The organism is Citrobacter sp. CK202, assembly GCF_030333225.1.
Taxonomy (GTDB): domain Bacteria; phylum Pseudomonadota; class Gammaproteobacteria; order Enterobacterales; family Enterobacteriaceae; genus Citrobacter_B; species Citrobacter_B koseri.
In genome coordinates, this window is the sequence record NZ_JAOWGI010000025.1 from 243282 (window position 1) to 261007 (window position 17726).

The 17726-nt window shown below is 55.6% G+C and carries 16 protein-coding genes; 4 read left to right on the plus strand and 12 right to left on the minus strand.

Annotation, left to right across the window (positions count from 1 at the left end):
• Nucleotides 1-86: 86 nt before the first annotated feature.
• Genes OGX84_RS10745 through OGX84_RS10755 form a run of 3 tightly spaced genes read right to left on the minus strand, consistent with a single transcriptional unit; the run spans nt 87 to nt 3005 of the window.
• A complete protein-coding gene (locus OGX84_RS10745) occupies nt 87-557 on the minus strand; it encodes a YehS family protein (protein ID WP_049011721.1) in 471 nt (156 codons plus the stop codon).
• A gap of 46 nt (nt 558-603) precedes the next feature.
• Nucleotides 604-1323, minus strand: a complete 720-nt coding sequence (gene btsR, locus OGX84_RS10750; protein ID WP_012131647.1) for a two-component system response regulator BtsR — start codon at nt 1321-1323, stop codon at nt 604-606.
• Complete coding sequence (locus tag OGX84_RS10755; RefSeq protein WP_012131646.1) at nt 1320-3005, minus strand: sensor histidine kinase; 1686 nt, start codon at nt 3003-3005, stop codon at nt 1320-1322. Before OGX84_RS10755 ends, btsR begins: the two co-directional genes overlap by 4 nt.
• A gap of 222 nt (nt 3006-3227) precedes the next feature.
• Here OGX84_RS10755 and mlrA point away from each other — a divergent pair, with 222 nt between their 5' ends.
• The gene (gene mlrA / locus OGX84_RS10760) at nt 3228-3959 is read left to right on the plus strand and encodes an HTH-type transcriptional regulator MlrA (protein WP_012131645.1); all 732 of its coding nucleotides are present in this window, start codon (nt 3228-3230) and stop codon (nt 3957-3959) included.
• A 109-nt stretch (nt 3960-4068) separates the two neighbouring features.
• Complete coding sequence (locus OGX84_RS10765; protein ID WP_047462533.1) at nt 4069-4176, plus strand: protein YohO; 108 nt, start codon at nt 4069-4071, stop codon at nt 4174-4176.
• Here the strand turns inward: OGX84_RS10765 and OGX84_RS10770 are convergent.
• The 5 genes from OGX84_RS10770 to bglX all read right to left on the minus strand — a co-directional run bounded on the left by OGX84_RS10770 (nt 4157) and on the right by bglX (nt 10410).
• Nucleotides 4157-4888, minus strand: coding sequence for an ABC transporter permease (locus OGX84_RS10770; RefSeq protein WP_049011719.1), 732 nt, complete (start codon nt 4886-4888; stop codon nt 4157-4159). The two genes, OGX84_RS10765 and OGX84_RS10770, sit on opposite strands and share 20 nt — an antisense overlap.
• Nucleotides 4872-5819, minus strand: a complete 948-nt coding sequence (locus OGX84_RS10775; RefSeq protein WP_115182321.1) for an ABC transporter ATP-binding protein — start codon at nt 5817-5819, stop codon at nt 4872-4874. The genes OGX84_RS10770 and OGX84_RS10775 overlap by 17 nt, the downstream gene beginning before the upstream one ends.
• Complete coding sequence (locus OGX84_RS10780; protein WP_110494898.1) at nt 5812-6969, minus strand: ABC transporter permease; 1158 nt, start codon at nt 6967-6969, stop codon at nt 5812-5814. The genes OGX84_RS10775 and OGX84_RS10780 overlap by 8 nt, the downstream gene beginning before the upstream one ends.
• A gap of 24 nt (nt 6970-6993) precedes the next feature.
• Nucleotides 6994-7911 (minus strand): glycine betaine ABC transporter substrate-binding protein OsmF, encoded by a 918-nt coding sequence (osmF, locus tag OGX84_RS10785; protein WP_130029049.1) that lies wholly within the window; start codon nt 7909-7911, stop codon nt 6994-6996.
• 201 nt (nt 7912-8112) lie between these two features.
• Entirely contained in the window at nt 8113-10410 is a 2298-nt protein-coding gene (gene bglX, locus OGX84_RS10790) for a beta-glucosidase BglX (RefSeq protein WP_112001915.1), read from the minus strand.
• A gap of 251 nt (nt 10411-10661) precedes the next feature.
• On the opposite strand from bglX, the gene dld reads away from it, so the two are divergent.
• On the plus strand, nt 10662-12392 hold the full coding sequence (gene dld, locus OGX84_RS10795) for a D-lactate dehydrogenase (protein WP_024130181.1): 1731 nt from the start codon (nt 10662-10664) through the stop codon (nt 12390-12392).
• A 124-nt stretch (nt 12393-12516) separates the two neighbouring features.
• Here the strand turns inward: dld and pbpG are convergent, their stop codons facing one another.
• Both pbpG and OGX84_RS10805 read right to left on the minus strand, forming a co-directional pair.
• On the minus strand, nt 12517-13452 hold the full coding sequence (pbpG, locus tag OGX84_RS10800) for a D-alanyl-D-alanine endopeptidase (RefSeq protein ID WP_012131638.1): 936 nt from the start codon (nt 13450-13452) through the stop codon (nt 12517-12519).
• Nucleotides 13453-13682: 230 nt separating this feature from the next.
• Nucleotides 13683-14270, minus strand: a complete 588-nt coding sequence (locus OGX84_RS10805) for a Yip1 family protein (protein WP_012131637.1) — start codon at nt 14268-14270, stop codon at nt 13683-13685.
• A gap of 163 nt (nt 14271-14433) precedes the next feature.
• On the opposite strand from OGX84_RS10805, the gene OGX84_RS10810 reads away from it, so the two are divergent.
• Nucleotides 14434-15003 carry a DedA family protein gene (locus OGX84_RS10810; RefSeq protein ID WP_049011492.1) on the plus strand — a complete coding sequence of 190 codons (570 nt, stop codon included), beginning with the start codon at nt 14434-14436 and terminating at the stop codon, nt 15001-15003.
• A 48-nt stretch (nt 15004-15051) separates the two neighbouring features.
• On the opposite strand, the gene mdtQ is transcribed toward OGX84_RS10810, so the two are convergent.
• Together mdtQ and dusC are read right to left on the minus strand one after the other, a co-directional pair.
• A complete protein-coding gene (mdtQ, locus tag OGX84_RS10815; protein WP_110494035.1) occupies nt 15052-16488 on the minus strand; it encodes a multidrug resistance outer membrane protein MdtQ in 1437 nt (478 codons plus the stop codon).
• A 264-nt stretch (nt 16489-16752) separates the two neighbouring features.
• The gene (dusC, locus tag OGX84_RS10820) at nt 16753-17691 is read right to left on the minus strand and encodes a tRNA dihydrouridine(16) synthase DusC (RefSeq protein WP_012131633.1); all 939 of its coding nucleotides are present in this window, start codon (nt 17689-17691) and stop codon (nt 16753-16755) included.
• Nucleotides 17692-17726 lie beyond the last annotated feature (35 nt).

A 17726-nucleotide genomic window follows, 5' to 3' on the forward strand; every position in this document is an offset into this window, starting at 1 on the left:
CGCCGTAGGTCTGGTAAGCGAAGCACCATCAGGCGCAAATGCCGGATGACGGTGCAAACACCTTATCCGGCTTACCACTTATCTTATTACGCTTTCTTCTCGTGCTGACGCGCCGCCAGCCCGCGCAGGAAATAGCGCAAGAACTGATCGCCGCACTCACGGAAGTTTTTATGCTCCGGGGCGCGCATCATCGCCGTGATTTCCGGCATCGAGACGCGGAATTTTTGCTCCGTCAGAATCGCAAGGATATCGTCGGTTTTCAGCGAGAACGCGATACGCAGCTTTTTCAGCACAATATTATTGTTAACGCGGCGCTCCGGCTCCAGCGCTGGCGCGGACTCATCTTTACCACGCTTTTCGTAAATCAGCCCATTCAGGAAAGCAGAGAGGATGATATCCGGGCAACGTTGAAAGCCCTCTTCCTCTTCTTTACGCAACCAGACAGTAATCTGTTCCGCAGTGGCTTCGGCATTACCCAGCGCCAGAATGCGCACCAGATCGTTATTGTTTGCTTTCAGGATGTAGCGCACGCTACGCAGAATATCGTTACTCAGCATGGGGCCTTCGGGTGTTAATGAGGCAAAAAATCATTTTAGCAGTCTTTTACAGCCCAATCGCCTCTTTTAAACTTTTCAGGTAGCGACGGCTGACAGGAACCGTTAAACCGTTGCGCAAAATCAGCTCGGCCTGACCATTATCCTCCAGACGAATTTCCTGCAACTGCGCCATATTCACCAGATACTGACGATGGCAGCGCAATAACGGTGTGCGGCTCTCCAGCGTTCGCAGCGTCAATTCGGTAAACCCTTCCTTCCCCTCGCTGCTGGTTACGTACACGCCGCTCATCCGGCTGCTAACAAACGCCACGTCATCCATTTGCAACAGATAAATACGGCTGTGTCCGGTGCAGGGAATGAATTTCAACGCTTGTTGATTTTCCGGCAGCACCGAAACGTCCTGCATGTTTCGTTCCTGTCGCAGACGCGCCAACGTTTTCTCCAGCCGCTTCTCTTCAATGGGCTTAAGCAGATAGTCAAAAGCGTGCTCTTCAAACGCTTTAATGGCGTATTCGTCAAAAGCGGTCAGAAAAACAATGTACGGTCGATGTTCTGGATCGAGCATCCCGACCATTTCCAGCCCGCTGATGCGCGGCATCTGGATGTCGAGAAACAGCACGTCCGGGTGCAGCTTATGCACCGCGCCAATCGCCTCTACCGCATTCGAGCACTCACCCACAATCTCAATATCACTTTGTTCCTGTAACAGAATCCGCAGATTTTCCCGCGCTAACGGCTCATCATCCACAATCAGCACTTTAATCATGCGTTTTCCTCCAGGGGAAGTCGTAAGGTTATCCGGGTAAAGAGATCGGGTTCGCAGGCCACGTTGATGCCGTAATCATCGCCAAAGCGTTCGCGCAGCCGTTTATCCACCAGGTTCATCCCCAGGCCGCTGGCATTGGTCGTGGGCTGGTACAATCCGGCGTTATCCTCAATGTCCAGCATCAGGTGCTGCCCGTCCTGTCTGGCCGTAATGGAGACTTCACCGGTGCCGAGCAGTTGCGACGTGCCGTGCTTAATGGCGTTTTCCACAATCGGTTGCAGAGTGAACGCGGGCAGTTGCTGGTGCGAAAGTTCCTCCGGCACGTTTAAATTCACCTGCAACCGCGCCTGGAAGCGCGCCTTCTCAATTTGCAAATAGGCATTCACATGCTCAATTTCATCGGCAAGGGTCACAATCTCCGAGGGGCGCTTTAAGTTCTTGCGAAAGAAGGTCGAGAGATACTGCACCAGTTGGCTGGCCTGTTCGCTGTCGCGGCGTACCACCGCTTTAATGGTGTTAAGCGCGTTAAACAGAAAATGAGGATTCACCTGCGCATGCAAAAGTTTAATTTCCGACTGTGTGAGCAGCGCTTTCTGGCGTTCATACTGCCCGGCCAGAATCTGCGCCGACAGCAGTTGCGCAATCCCCTCGCCCAGCGTTCTGTTGATGGAGCTAAAGAGCCGGTTTTTGGCTTCATACAGTTTGATGGTGCCCATCACGCGTTGGTTTTCGCCGCGCAGCGGAATCACCAGCGTTGAGCCTAATTTGCACTGCGGATGCAACGAGCAGCGGTAAGGCACTTCGTTACCATCGGCATACACCACTTCGCCGGTCTCAATCGCTTTCAGCGTGTAGCTTGATGAAATAGGTTTCCCCGGCAGGTGGTGATCGTCGCCAATGCCGGTAAACGCCAGCAGTTTATCGCGATCGGTGATCGCCACTGCGCCGATGTCCAGTTCCTGATACAACACCTGGGCCACCTTCATGCTGTTCACTTCGTTAAAGCCCTGACGAAGGATACCCTCCGTGGAGGCCGCCACTTTCAGCGCGGTGGCGGAAAACGCCGAGGTGTATTTTTCAAACATCGCACGTTTGTCGAGCAAAATGCGCATAAACAGCGCCGCCCCGACGGTGTTAGTCACCATCATGGGCGCGGCAATACTGCTTACCAGATGCAACGCATCTTCAAAAGGTCGGGCGATCAACAAAATGATCAGCATTTGCACCAGTTCAGCGACGAAGGTAATCGCCCCGGCCGTTAACGGGCTGAAGACTTTATCGGTGCGCCCGCGACGGATCAGCACGCTATGCACCAGGCCGCCTAACAACCCTTCGACAATGGTGGAGATCATGCAGCTCAGCGCCGTCATCCCGCCCATCGAATAACGGTGTAAACCGCCGGTGAGTCCGACCAGGCCGCCGACCACAGGCCCGCCCAGCAAGCCGCCCATCACGGCGCCAATCGCACGGGTATTGGCAATGGAATCTTCGATGTGCAACCCAAACCAGGTGCCCATAATGCAGAAAATAGAGAAGACGATATAACAGAGAAATTTATGCGGCAGGCGAACGGTAACCTGCATTAACGGGATGAATAAACGTGTTTTACTCATTAACCACGCAATGACCAGAAACACGCACATCTGCTGAAGCAGCAGCAACACCAGATTAAACTCGTACATACCCGCAAACCACACATCTCTTAAAAACGCGTAACATACATTGGCTGCGCTTATCTTTCTTTGAACTGTTGCAAAAAAACATGAATTCGTGAGAACGATCACTCAAAAGCGCACGTCAGGCCACAATCTCACCCGCACACTGATTAAAAAACAGACAAAACTACCTGGTTCGTAAAAGAGCGTCTAAAGTAAAACTGGGACCTCGCGAGCAAGGGTGAAACGATGGCGCTTTACACAATAGGTGAAGTGGCTTTGCTTTGTGATATCAACCCTGTCACGTTACGCGCGTGGCAGAGGCGTTACGGATTATTAAAGCCCCAGCGAACAGACGGGGGGCACCGCCTGTTTAATGACGCCGATATCGACAGGATTCGGGAGATTAAACGCTGGATTGATAACGGCGTGCAGGTCAGTAAGGTCAAGGTGCTGCTCAGCAACGATAACATCGATGTGCAAAACGGCTGGCGCGAACAGCAGGAGACGCTGCTGCACTATTTGCAAAGCAACAATCTGCATAGCCTCAGGCTATGGATTAAAGAACGTGGGCAGGATTACCCCGCCCAGACGCTCACCACGCACCTGTTTACTCCTCTGCGACGACGCTTACAGTGCCAGCAACCCACTCTCCAGGCGTTGCTCGGCATCCTTGACGGCATCTTGATCAATTACATTGCGATTTGTCTTGCCTCCGCGCGCAAAAAACAGGGGAAAGACGCGCTGGTGGTCGGCTGGAATATTCACGATACCACCCGGCTGTGGCTGGAAGGCTGGGTCGCCAGCCAGCAAGGATGGCGCGTCGATGTGCTGGCTCACTCACTGAACCAGCTTCGCCCGGAGCTGTTTGACGGCAGGACGCTGCTTATCTGGTGCGGCGAGACGCAGACGCCCGCGCAGCAGCAGCAACTCAACGCCTGGCGCGCACAGGGGCACGATATTTACCCGCTGGGCCTGTAGCCTTACCGGATGGCAGCACCAATGCGTGATCAGACATTCTGCGCATTTAATGATTCATTAACAAACGTGCTTTACGGTACAATCCTTTTGTTAACATAAGGAGTGCACAATGCGCGCAGCTAAAATTGGTGTGATTACCCTCTTCCTGCTGATGGCTATCGGCGGTATCGGCGGCGTGATGCTCGCTGGCTATACGTTTATTTTACGTGCCGGTTAAGGCGCAGTACCAGACGCTCGAACAGGCGATCGACAATGATCGCCGCCAGCGCGACCAGTAAAGCCCCCTGAATCACATAGGCGGTGTTAAAGCCGCTCAGCCCGATGATAATCGGCGTGCCGAGCGTGCTGGCGCCCACCGTCGAGGCGATCGTCGCAGTCCCAATATTGATGATTACCGAGGTGCGAATCCCCGCCAGAATCACCGGCGCGGCCAGCGGCAGTTCGACTTTCCACAGCTGCTGTCCCCGGCTCATCCCCATCCCGCGCGCCACGCTCATGACGCTGGCGGGAATCGCCCCCAGCCCTGCGAGCGTGGCCTGCAATATTGGCAAAACCCCGTAGAGGATCAGCGCGATAATGGCTGGCTCCTGACCAAACCCCATCACCGGAACGGCTATCGCCAGCACCGCGACCGGCGGAAAGGTCTGCCCGACGGCGGCGATGGTTTCCACCAGCGGGCGAAACTCTGCCCCCCATGAGCGAGTGACCGCAATCCCCGCCCCGACGCCAACCGCCACAGCAATCAGGCTTGATACGCCCACCAGCCAGAAATGGGCCAGCGCCAGCGCCATAAAGCTTTCTTGCTGGTAAACCGGTCGTGGCAGCTGCGGAAACAGCGCGCCAAACACCGCCTGGCTGTACGGCAGCCCCGCAAGCAGCGCCAGAAAAGCGACAATAAGCCAGAGCAGCGGATCAGACAGTCGTTTCACCGGGCAGCGCCTCCGAAAGCAGATCGCGAAAATGGAGCGTCCCGCAGGGAGTGCCCTGCTGATCCACCACCGGCAATACGTCGCACCCTCGCGCCACAAAGACAGACAGCGCATCGCGCAGCGTCATCTCTTCCGCCAGCGCGTCACCGCCCACTTGCTCATGACGACGCACATAATCCCCCACGCTGCGCAGCGACAGCAGCCGCACGCCCAGTTCGCTGCGCCCAAAAAACGCCTGCACAAAATCATTCGCCGGCGCGGTCAGCATTTCCAGCGGCGTGCCCTGCTGTACCACTTCGCCGCCATCCATCAGCACCAGATGCTCCGCCAGGCGCAGCGCCTCGTCGATATCGTGCGTCACCAGCACGATGGTGCGGCCAAGCAGCCGGTGAATACGGGTCATCTCCTGCTGAAGCGCCCCGCGCGTTACCGGGTCCAGCGCGCCAAACGGCTCATCCATCAGCAATACCTGCGGATCGGCAGCCAGCGCGCGAGCCACCCCAACGCGCTGCTGTTGCCCGCCAGAGAGCTGGTGCGGATAACGGTGACGCAAATTCACGTCCAGCCCCAGCAGCGTCATCAGTTCTTCCGTGCGGTCATCAATACGCGAGCGCGACCACTTTTGCAGTTGCGGTACGGTGGCAATGTTTTGCGCCACCGTCCAGTGCGGGAAAAGGCCGATCGACTGGATGGCGTACCCCATGCGACGACGCAGTTCCAGCACCGGCAAGCTGCGGATCTCTTCCCCGGCAAAACGGATCACCCCGCTGTCATGCTCCACCAGGCGGTTAATCATCTTCAGCGTGGTGGATTTTCCCGACCCCGATGTGCCAATCAACACTGAAAAGCTGCCTTCGCGAAAATGCAGATTGAGGTCGTTGACGGCCTTCTGCGCACCGAAGGTTTTGCTGACATGGCTAAATTCAATCATCATTCGTTACCTTCAGGAGTGCGATCCATAAATCAAACAGCGCGTCGATCAGCACGGCCAGCGCAATGACCGGGATCACCCCCAGCAGAACCAGATCAACGGCGCTGCTGAGCAGTCCCTGAAAGACCAGGGCGCCAAACCCTCCCGCCCCAATCAGGGCGGCGATGACCGCCATCCCCACCGTTTGCACCATGACCACGCGCAGGCTGCGTAAAAAAACCGGCAACGCCAGCGGCAGTTGTACATGGATAAAGCGTTGAGAAGCGCTCATCCCCATCGCCCGCGCGCTTTCCAGCACGTCTCGCGGCACCTGGTTAAGCCCGGCAACCACGCCGCGCACCAACGGCAGTAACGCATAGAGCACCAGCGCAATCAGGGCGGGCGTTAACCCGGTTCCCGCCACGCCAAGCGTTCCCAGCCAGGGCCACGCCTTCACCAGCCCGGCAAGCGGGGCAATCAGCAGGCCAAACAGCGCAACGGAAGGGATGGTCTGGATAACATTCAGAACGGCAAAGACCGGCCCCTGCCGCGCCGTTGCAAACGAGCACCAGATGCCCAGCGGTACGCCAATCAGCAACGCGGGCAACACGGTTCCCGCCAGCAGCGTCAGGTGCTGAACCAGCGCATTATCAAAAATATCCTGCCGGTTCGCGTACTCTTTGAGTAAAGAGAGATCGTTGAATGCGCCGGTGAGCAGCAGCGCCAGCGGTAAGAGCGCAATTTGCGCATGCAGAAGCCAGCGCCAGAGCGGTTGGGTGGTGATACGGCGAATGGCATCGCTACAGGCCAGCAGGGTAAGCCCAAGACCCAGCCACAGGCCGCTCCCCAGGCTGGTGCGCGCCAGCGGGCTGCCGGCCTGCGCCAGATGCGTTGCCGCTTTCCCCACGCTCCAGAGCATAGCGATCACCAGCGCCTGCGCCAGCACAAGCGTCAGCACGCTGCCCTTTTTTCCAGGGACAAAGCACAACACCAGCAATGCACACCCGGCGCCCGCCAGCAGAGAAACCGAACCCGGCCAGATATCCCAGATCTGACGCCCCGCCCCTGACACCAGGCGATTGGGGGCGTAATTGACGAAAGGCAGCGCGGCGGCAACCCCCGTCAGGATCACCAACAGCAGCAACACACGGTTAAGACTGACTTTTGACACCTTACTGACCTGATACAAAATGTGTTACTTCACCCAGCCTTTTTGCTTCAGGTAATCTGCCGCGACTTTTTTCGCATCCAGCCCTTCAACGGCGATACTGGCATTCAACTGTTGCAACGTTTTTTCATCCAGGCTGGCAAAGACCGGCTGCAACCATTCCGCCATCTGCGGATATTCTTTTAGCACCGACTCACGAACCACCGGAGCAGGCGCATAGATAGGCTGGACGCCTTGCGGATCGCTCAGTGTTTGCAGCCCCAGCGCCGCGACCGGGCCATCGGTGCCATAGGCCATTGCCGCGTTTACGCCGGACGTTTGCTGAGCGGCCGCTTTAATGGTCACCGCCGTATCGCCGCCAGCCAGCGACAGCAACTGGTTCTGATTCAGTTTAAAATCGTAGGCTTTTTCAAAGGCAGGCAGCGCATCGGCGCGTTCAATAAACTCGGCAGAGGCGGCCAGCTTGAACGTTCCGCCCTCTTTCAGATAGCGTCCGAGATCCGCAAGCGAAACCAGTTTATTCTTTTCCGCAACATCCTGGCGTACCGCAATCGTCCAGGTATTGTTTGCAGGCGCTGGCGTTAACCAGACCAGCTTGTTCTGCTCAGCATCCAGTTTTTTGACTTTTTCAAACCCCGCCTGTGTGTTTTTCCATGCCGGATCGTTTTCGTCTTTAAAGAAGAATGCGCCGTTTCCGGTATATTCCGGGTAAATATCCAGCTCGCCGGAGGTAATCGCGCCGCGTACTACCGGGGTTGTACCCAGTTGCACTTTATTCACCGTTTTAACGCCGTGGCTTTCCAGCACCTGTAAAATCAGGTTGCCAAGCAAGGCGCCTTCCGTATCGATTTTTGATCCGACCGTTACGGGTGATGCGGCCTGCAACGGCAGGCTAACCGCCGCTAACAGCAGCAGCGCCCCCGCCCCTGTTTTTGAAATTGTCATGCTGCTTTCCTCATTCTTTTACATCCCTTTTCAGAGACTTGAGGAAAAAGCATAGTTGAAAAATAGCAGAGCGACAAAAGGCAGGAGCAATTCGCAGGCCGGATAAGCGCAAGCGCCATCCGGCAATCAGGCGCTCCGGTGCCGGATGGCGACGCTAACGCGTCTTATCCGGCCTACGGAGCTGACAGGCATGGCGCGTGGCTACAGCAGTTCAAACTCGCCCTGCTTCACACGGGCGGAATCGACGCCAATAAAGACGTTAAACTTGCCGGGCTCCGCGTCATACTTCATACGCTGGTTCCAGAATTTCAGCGCCTCAATATCAATCGGGAAGCTAACGGTCTGCGTTTCTCCCGGCTTCAGCGTTACCTTCTCAAAGCCTTTCAGCTGTTTTACCGGACGACTCATCGATGCCGTGACATCCTGCAAATACATCTGGATTACCGTCGCCCCCTCGCGCTTGCCGGTATTCGTCACCCGCACGCTGGCCGTTACCGCGCCATCGCGCTTCATGGTGGGCGCAGAGAGCGTCACATCGGAAACGGTAAACGTGGTGTAGCTCAGACCATAACCAAACGGATACAGCGGGCCATTCGCCTCGTCAAAGTAGCGGGAGGTGTACTTGTTCGGCTTGTCGGCGTTATACGGACGACCGGTGTTGAGATGGCTGTAGTAAACCGGGATCTGCCCGACAGAGCGCGGGAAGGACATCGGCAGTTTACCCGACGGGTTATAGTCGCCGAACAGAACGTCAGCAATGGCGTTACCGCCTTCCGTACCGGCAAACCAGGTTTCCAGAATGGCGTCAGCCTGCTGATCTTCTTTCACCAGCGCCAGCGGACGACCGTTCATCAGCACCAGCACCAACGGTTTACCCGTCGCCTTCAACGCCGCGATCAGATCGCGCTGGCTTTGCGGGATCTGAATGTCGGTGCGGCTGGAAGCCTCATGCGCCATACCCTGCGCTTCCCCGACAACGGCCACAACCACATCGGACTGTTTCGCGGCATTAACGGCCTCGTCAATCATCGCTTCTGGCGAACGAGGGTCTACTTTCACCGCCTCCTCATACTGATTGAGGAAATCAACAATGCCTTTGTCATTAGTGACATTCGCCCCTTTGGCGTATATCACTTTGCCTTTGTCGCCCAGCGCGTTTTTAATCCCCGTCAGCACCGTAACGGACTGGCTGGCGACGCCAGCGGCAGACCAGCTTCCCATCACATCACGCTGACTGTCGGCCAGCGGCCCCACCACCGCAATGGTGCCGGATTTATTCAACGGCAGCGTTTCCAGACGGTTCTTCAGCAGCACCAGACTTTCGCGCGCAACGTCGCGCGCGTCTTTGCGATGCAGGCGGCTCTCGGCGTTCGTGTCCTGCGGATCGGACTCTTTTGCGCCCAGGTGGCTGTACGGATCGTTAAACAACCCCATGTCATATTTCACGTTCAGCACATGGCGCGCGGCATCGTCCAGTTCCGCCATCGTTACTTTGCCTGATTTGACCAGCCCCGGCAGGTATTTGCTGTAATACTCATCGCTCATACTCATGTTGATGCCGGACTTGAGCGCCACGCGCACCGCGTCTTCCGGGTCGGATGCCGTGCCGTGTTTAATCAGCTCTTTGATCGCGCCGTGATCGGAAACGGTGATGCCTTTAAAGCCCCACTCGTCGCGCAGCACCTCTTTCAACAGCCATGAATCTGACGTCGCAGGCGTGCCGTTCAGTGAGTTGAGCGCCACCATCACCGCGCCGCTGCCCGCGTCCAGCCCGGCTTTATACGGCGGCATATAGTCGTTAAACAGGCGCTGCGGGCTCATATCGACGGTGTTGTATTCCTTCCCGCCCTCAACCGCGCCATAGGCGGCGAAATGTTTCACGCTGGTCATCACCGAATAGCGATCCGCCGGGCTTTTACCCTGCATCGCCTCGACCATCGTTTTGCCCATGATCGCCGTCAGATACGTATCTTCACCAAAGCCTTCCGACGCGCGTCCCCAGCGCGGATCGCGGGACACATCCACCATCGGCGCCCAGGTCATGTTCAGGCCATCGTCAGCCGCCTCATACGCCGAGACGCGGCCCACGGTTTTTACCGCCTCCAGATTAAACGAGGAGGCCAGGCCGAGGCTGATAGGGAAAACGGTACGCTGCCCGTGCAGCACGTCATAGGCGAAAAAGAGAGGGATTTTCAGGCGGCTCAGTTCCATCACCTGATCCTGCATTTTTCGGATATCCTGGCGGGTGACGGTGTTAAAAATCGCCCCGACCTGCCCGTATTTGATCATCTCCCGGATGGCTTCTTTCGGGTTGTCGGGCCCAACGCTTATCAAACGCAGCTGACCGATTTTCTCATCGACGGTCATTTTCGTGAGCAATTCAGTGACAAACGCATCCCGAGCTTCAGGCGTCAGCGGATGGTTGCCAGACAACGCTTCCGCCAGCGCTGGCTGCAACGCAAGGCTTACCGCAACACCTACAGAACATAGCCATTTCATCTTGATTCTCTCTTTTTCTTTAGCCCGACGTGGCAGCAAAAATATAACAAAAACCGCAGTTTGCCATAAGCCTAATCGGGAGAGGAGAAGAAAGCTAAGGTTATTCTCTGATTTTTTTAACGTCCCCTGCGCAGGGAGGAGGATCAGGAATACGCTAAGCCTGCACCGAGACAAGTTGCATGAGAAAGCGTATTGTCATACAAAGCGCTATGCTTAGTTCCGATAGTTTGTCCCACCACAAGGAGTGGAGAATGTCTTCCATTACAACGACAGATAATAAAGCCTTTCTTAACGAGCTCACCCGTCTGGTGGGTCATTCGCACCTGCTCACCGATCCTGCAAAAACCGCCCGCTACCGCAAGGGGTTCCGTTCCGGTCAGGGCGAAGCGCTGGCCGTGGTCTTCCCCGGCTCGCTGCTGGAATTGTGGCGCGTACTGAACGCCTGCGTAAACGCCGATAAAATCATTCTGATGCAGGCCGCCAATACCGGCCTGACTGAAGGTTCCACGCCGAACGGCAACGATTACGATCGCGAAATTGTCATCATCAGCACGCTACGCCTCGACAAGCTGCACGTCCTCAGTAAAGGCGAACAGGTGCTGGCATACCCAGGCACCACGCTGTACTCACTGGAAAAAGCGCTTAAACCTTTTGGTCGCGAACCGCACTCGGTTATCGGTTCCTCCTGTATCGGCGCGTCAGTTATTGGCGGCATCTGCAATAACTCCGGCGGGTCGCTGGTACAACGTGGCCCGGCGTATACCGAAATGTCGCTGTTTGCGCGCATTGATGAACAGGGCAAATTACAGCTGGTGAACCATCTGGGCATCGAACTGGGCCAGACCCCGGAACAGATCCTCAGCACACTCGATGATGAACGCATCAAAGATGAAGATGTGCGCCACGATGGCCGCCACGCCCACGATTACGATTACGTGACTCGCGTCAGGGACATTGAGGCCGATACCCCTGCCCGCTATAACGCTGACCCGGATCGCCTGTTCGAATCCTCCGGCTGCGCGGGTAAGCTGGCGGTGTTCGCCGTGCGGCTGGACACTTTCGAGGCGGAAAAAAACCAGCAGGTCTTTTACATCGGCACCAATCAGCCCGACGTGCTGACCGAGATTCGTCGTCATATCCTGGCGAAGTTCGACAACCTGCCGGTTGCCGGTGAATATATGCACCGCGATATTTACGACATCGCGGAGAAATATGGCAAAGATACGTTCCTGATGATCGACAAGCTCGGCACCGACAAAATGCCGTTCTTCTTTACGCTCAAAGGCCGTACCGACGCGATGCTGGAAAAGGTAAAAATCTTCCGTCCGCATTTCACCGACCGCGCGATGCAGAAGTTCGGCCATTTATTCCCTAACCATCTGCCGCCGCGCATGAAAAGCTGGCGCGACAAATATGAGCATCATCTGCTGTTAAAAATGGCGGGAGACGGAGTGGCGGAAGCGCAAAGCTGGCTGACCGAGTTTTTCAAAACCGCCGAGGGCGATTTCTTTGCCTGTACCCCGGAGGAAGGCAGCAAAGCGTTCCTGCACCGTTTTGCCGCAGCAGGCGCGGCAATCCGTTATCAGGCGGTGCATGCCGATGAGGTGGAGGATATTCTCGCACTGGATATCGCCTTACGACGTAACGACACCGAATGGTATGAGCATCTGCCGCCGGAAATTGACAGCCAGCTGGTGCATAAACTCTATTACGGTCATTTCATGTGCTATGTCTTCCATCAGGATTACATCGTGAAGAAAGGCGTCGATGCCCATGCGCTGAAAGAGCAAATGCTGGAACTGCTGCGCCAGCGCGGCGCGCAATATCCGGCAGAGCATAACGTTGGTCATTTGTACAAAGCGCCGGAGACGCTGGCGCGTTTTTATCGTGAAAATGACCCCACCAACAGCATGAATCCGGGTATTGGTAAAACAAGTAAGCTGAAATTCTGGAAAGAAGCGGCGTCCGACGAGACGCATTGATTTCTCATTTTTACAGCGATGGAGCTGTTTTAAATATCGTGCCGGATGGCGGCGTAAGCGCCTTATCCGGCCTACAAACTGTAGGCCTGATAAACGAAGCGCCATCAGGCACATATCAACAAACTCAATCGTTTTGCGCGGTCTGCTCGCCTGCTGCGGCCATCTGCGCGGCTTTCTGCTTTTTGTAACTCAACGCGGCGGCCGGAACGGGCATCGCTTTGCCGGTTTCAATCCAGGTGCGTAAACGGCTGGCATCGGCAAAATGGGTATATTTGCCAAAAGCATCCATCACCACTAACGCCACCGGTTTGTTGTTGATCATCGTGCGCATCACCAGGCAATGACCGGCAGCGTTGGTAAACCCGGTCTTGGTCAACTGAATATTCCAGTTATCGCGGTACACCAGGTGATTCGTATTGCGAAACGGCAAGGTGTATGCCGGGTTTGCAAAGGTCGCCATATCCTCACGCGTGGTGCTTAACTGACCAATCAGCGGGTACTGCTTGCTGGCAATCAGCAGTTTCGTCAGGTCACGGGCGGTCGATACGTTATGAATCGACAGTCCCGTCGGCTCCACAAAACGGGTGTGGGTCATGCCCAACGCTTTGGCTTTAGCATTCATCGCTTTAATAAAAGCGTTATAGCCCCCCGGATAATGATGCGCCAGGCTTGCCGCCGCCCGGTTTTCCGAAGACATCAGCGCCAGCAGCAACATATTTTTACGGCTGATTTCACTGTTCAGACGCACGCGTGAGTAAACGCCTTTCATTTCCGGCGTCTGGCTGATATCGACTTTCAGTTTTTCATCCAGCGGCAGTCGCGCATCAAGCACCACCATCGCCGTCATTAATTTGGTGATCGACGCAATCGGACGCACAAGATCCGGGTGGTTCGAATAGATCACTTTGTTGGTGTTCAGATCAACAATCATCGCGCTTCCAGAAGCAATTTCCGGTTGAGACGCTACGGCGGCAGCCGCGGTTTTCGCCACAGCGTGTGGCGCAAAAGGGACAGCCAGCATCAGGGCAAGGCTAAATAATGAAACTCGGAATTTCAGCATGATGAGATTTCTGATAATGATTCACGCACGTAGAACGTACACCGCCTGAGCCAGGATTTTACTCAAGCTAGCTCCGGCATCATAGCGACCCGACAGCGTTGCCGCCATAAGAGAATCGTCACGAAATGCTGCATGCTGGCTTTTACACCCGTCTCTTCCCTGTTTCGGGGCGCAGGTGCGCTGCTATTGTCCATTTATCGCCCTCCTGCGACCCGAATTCTTTTCATATCTCAGAATAACCGGTATCCATATCCCCACAGGATCACCGTCATCGCCAGCAGCACTTCCAGTACCAGCACGCCGATAGCCAGCGTCGAACTGGAAAAGCTCAGACCTTCCTCTTTACTGATGTTCAGGAATGTCGGGATGCCGAGATACAGCAGATAGCCGGTATAAAACAGTGCGACAGTACCGACTAACGCACAGAGCCACACCAGCGGATAAAGCGCCACCAGACCACTTAAAAACAGCGGCGTTGCGACATACCCGGCAAAGACCATACAGTGTCCCAGGGAAGGCCGTTGCGGGTAGTTGCGCGCCATCCACCAGATGACCCGCCCCATCACGGCAACCCCGGCCAGCATCATGCCGTAAAACAGAACCGCGAACGCCAGCCCTGTAAACAGAGACAAGCGCAGCACATTGCCATCACCAAAATTCCAGCCAATTTGCGTGGTGCCGATAAAGGCGCAAATCACCGGGATCGCCGCCATCAGCAGCACATGGTGGGTATAGTGATGCGACACCGTTTCGTTTTCGCTTTTGATCACGCGCATTTCACGATCGGGATGGGAAAATAGCCCCCAGACATGGTTCATACCGCCCCCCTGCTTGTCAGCTCTGGATCTCAACACTTCAAGTATAATTCAGCTTTCGATTATTTTATGTACAGCGCATAAAAACCGATGCGCTAACGTCGCGCCTTTTCCGGCCATAAACATTGATAGGGTGTATGCTAAAGACGGGAGGTCGTTTTCACGTATGGATATCAACAGTCTTATCACGCATTACGGTTACGCCGCGCTGATTATTGGCAGTATGGCGGAAGGCGAGACCATCACCCTGTTAGGCGGCGTGGCAGCCCATCAGGGATTGCTTAAATTCCCTCTGGTGGTGCTCTCTGTCGCACTCGGCGGCATGATTGGCGATCAGGTGCTCTATTTGTTGGGTCGTCGCTATGGCGGCAAAATTTTGCGGCGCTTTTCCCGACACCGCGCCAAAATTCATCTGGCGCAGAAAATGATCCAGCGCCGCCCGTACCTGTTTGTGATCGGTTCCCGATTTATGTACGGCTTTCGCATTATTGGGCCACTATTGATTGGCGCCAGCCATCTGCCGCCTAAAATCTTTCTGCCGCTGAATATTCTGGGAGCGATGATCTGGGCTTTGCTGTTTACCACCCTGGGCTATATTGGCGGCGAGGTGATCGCGCCGTGGCTGCACAGTTTCGACCAGCATATAAAGCATGTGATTTGGCTGGCGCTGGTGGTTGGGCTGGTTTTTGGCGCTCGCTGGTGGTTAAAACGACGCAATAAGCCTGATGCGCCGTAGCGCTTCAGGCTTATTTGGCCGGCATTAAAGCGCCATCCGGCATGACGCTCAAAGATGATAACCGCCGCCCAGCGCGCTGGTGAGCTGGATGGACGCATCCAGCCATTGCCCTTGCAAAATCAGGCCGTTGCAATGTTCCCGCAGCGCCGGGATCTTCGCCTGGCTGACGCGGGAGCCCGCAATAATTCCGGCATTAAAGCGCGCCTGTGCCAGACCAACCACCCGCTGTGCGTCATGCTCAATCTGCCGTTGGTGCTGATTTTTTTCAGCCATCGTTTCAACCTGACTGGCGGCGCGCGCCACATCATTCACCGCATCCACCACCGCTTTGTTGTAATTCGCGACAGAGAGATTACTTTGCGCTTTCGCGATATCAAGACTGGCGTTCAGCCTGCCGCTGTCAAAGATCGGCAGCGTCAGCCCGGCGGTGACGCCCATCTGCTGTGCGGAATGGCGAAACAGATCGCTCAGGTGCAGGGCGTCCTGTTGCAGAAACGCCATCAGGTTGATATCGGGATAAAACGCCGCTTTTGCGGCGTCAACGCTGCCTAAAGAGGACTCAATGTACCAGTGCGCCGCCTGTAAATCGGGTCGGCGAGCCAGAAGTTCATAGCTCAACTGAGCGGGCAACTGGCTTTCAGTCACTGGCAGAGCAACCGTATGCAGGGTCAGCGAGGCCGATTGCGCATTGGTCAGCGCACTCAGACGCGCCTCAATAATCTTCATTTTACCGGCCACATCATTTAGCTGCTGCTGCGTTTTACCGGCATCAATATCGGTTTCCACCCCTTCGACGGAGGAGGTAATACCGTTTTGATACAGCTGGCGATCAACCGTAATGACGTTTTGCTGTTCATGTTCGATTTGCGTCAGCACCGCTTTAAGCGCCGCCTGCGTCTGCCATTCCCAGTATAAACGCGCGACACCGCTTGCCAGCAGTTGCCGGGTTTGCGCCTGTTCCGCTTCACGCGCTTTCACTACGCCGATTCTCGCGCTGACTTCAGCCCGATTCTTGCCCCAGAGATCCAGATCCCAACCGGCGGTTAAACCGAACGTCCCGTTGGTGTACCACGGCCCGGTGGTTCCCGCCGCCGGATCGGTGATGGCGAACGGCCCCATCAGCCCTTCCGCAGACATTTTCTGGCGCTCAACATCCGCAGAGAAATCCAGCCGGGGGCCATCCTGCGCTTCAACCGCCTTCGCCTGCGCCTCGGCGAGTTGTATACGCTGTTCAGCCACCTGCATATCAGGAGAATGCTGTAATGCGTTGTCAATTAAGGCATCAAGCTGGGGATCGTGGTACGCCTTCCACCACTGGCTGTCCGGCCAACCGTTTTTTATTGCCGTCGGTAATGGTGAATCAACCTGTGCAGCAGGCGTTTGTCGCGTCAGCGACTGGCGGGTATCGTGCATCGGCGCGCAACCCGCCAGCAGCGTAAAAAGAGACAGGCACACCGTTGTGGCCAGGAGAGAATCGCGGTTCATGGAGACGTTCTGGTAAGAAAAGGTGCGCAGAGATTACGTGGTGTTGCGTCCTGTTTTTTAGTTACGCGTGGCAATACATCTTTGGAAAAGGAAAAATATAATTAGAAAATTATAATTTAAACAAATAATTATGATTAAAGTATTTCATGAAATGATATTTACCTTTTGCGTAATTCCCTGTCGAACCGCTGACCGCTGCCGGATGGCGACGTACCGTCTTATCCGGCCTACACAGTCTGTAGTCTGTAGGCCAGATAAGGCGATTTAAATATCAATGGACTGAATGGCGCGAGCAATATCGGGGGAATTATTAAGCGCACGGATTTCCTGAAATAGCGCGGTGGCTTCCGTATATTCCTTACGCAAATACCCCAGCCACTGCTTAATACGCGCCACATGATACAGCCCGGTATCCCCCTGCTTTTCCAGCCGGGTGTATTTTTGCAGCAGTAAAACCACTTCCGGCCAGGGCATACGCGGTTCGTTATATTTCACCACGCGGCTGAGATTCGGGATGTTTAACGCTCCACGTCCCATCATCACCGCGTCGCAGCCGCTGACCGCCATACACTCTTGCGCGCTCTGCCAGTCCCAGATTTCACCATTGGCGATAACCGGAATAGTGAGTCGCTGGCGGATCTCGCCAATCGCCTGCCAGTCAATATGTTCGGCTTTATAACCCTGCTCTTTGGTGCGCCCATGCACGACAAGCTCTGTCGCTCCTGCCTGCTGGACGGCATCGGCAATTTCAAATTTTCTTTCGCCACTGTCCCAGCCCAGACGCACCTTCACCGTGACCGGTAAATGCGCAGGCACGGCTTCGCGCATCGCTTTTGCCCCCTGATAGATAAGCTCAGGATCTTTGAGCAACGTCGCCCCGCCTCCGCTGCCGTTCACCATTTTCGATGGACAGCCGCAGTTTAAATCCACGCCGTATGAGCCCAGCTCCACCGCGCGGGCGGCGTTTTCCGCCAGCCACTGCGGGTATTGCCCCAGCAGTTGAATACGCACAACTGTGCCGGACGCCGTGCGGCTGGCATTGTGCAGTTCCGGGCAGATGCGATGAAACACTTTTACCGGCAGAAGCTGATCCACCACGCGCAAAAACTCCGTGATGCACAGATCGTAATCATTAACCTCAGTCAGTAGCTCGCGCACCAGAGAGTCGAGCACGCCTTCCATCGGCGCCAGTAAAACACGCATAGCATTTCGTTACCTGCAAAAAAAGAGGCGCTATG

Bases quoted from the DNA above. Each gene is read 5' to 3' on its own strand.
- OGX84_RS10805 (WP_012131637.1), bottom strand. From the start codon at position 14,270: ATGAACCATGTCTGGGGGCTATTTTCCCATCCCGATCGTGAAATGCGC.
- osmF (WP_130029049.1), bottom strand. From the start codon at position 7,911: ATGACAATTTCAAAAACAGGGGCGGGGGCGCTGCTGCTGTTAGCGGCG.
- mlrA (WP_012131645.1), top strand. From the start codon at position 3,228: ATGGCGCTTTACACAATAGGTGAAGTGGCTTTGCTTTGTGATATCAAC.
- OGX84_RS10810 (WP_049011492.1), top strand. From the start codon at position 14,434: ATGGATATCAACAGTCTTATCACGCATTACGGTTACGCCGCGCTGATT.
- dld (WP_024130181.1), top strand. From the start codon at position 10,662: ATGTCTTCCATTACAACGACAGATAATAAAGCCTTTCTTAACGAGCTC.
- OGX84_RS10745 (WP_049011721.1), bottom strand. From the start codon at position 557: ATGCTGAGTAACGATATTCTGCGTAGCGTGCGCTACATCCTGAAAGCA.
- mdtQ (WP_110494035.1), bottom strand. From the start codon at position 16,488: ATGAACCGCGATTCTCTCCTGGCCACAACGGTGTGCCTGTCTCTTTTT.
- bglX (WP_112001915.1), bottom strand. From the start codon at position 10,410: ATGAAATGGCTATGTTCTGTAGGTGTTGCGGTAAGCCTTGCGTTGCAG.
- pbpG (WP_012131638.1), bottom strand. From the start codon at position 13,452: ATGCTGAAATTCCGAGTTTCATTATTTAGCCTTGCCCTGATGCTGGCT.
- OGX84_RS10775 (WP_115182321.1), bottom strand. From the start codon at position 5,819: ATGATTGAATTTAGCCATGTCAGCAAAACCTTCGGTGCGCAGAAGGCC.
- OGX84_RS10765 (WP_047462533.1), top strand. From the start codon at position 4,069: ATGCGCGCAGCTAAAATTGGTGTGATTACCCTCTTCCTGCTGATGGCT.
- btsR (WP_012131647.1), bottom strand. From the start codon at position 1,323: ATGATTAAAGTGCTGATTGTGGATGATGAGCCGTTAGCGCGGGAAAAT.
- OGX84_RS10755 (WP_012131646.1), bottom strand. From the start codon at position 3,005: ATGTACGAGTTTAATCTGGTGTTGCTGCTGCTTCAGCAGATGTGCGTG.
- dusC (WP_012131633.1), bottom strand. From the start codon at position 17,691: ATGCGTGTTTTACTGGCGCCGATGGAAGGCGTGCTCGACTCTCTGGTG.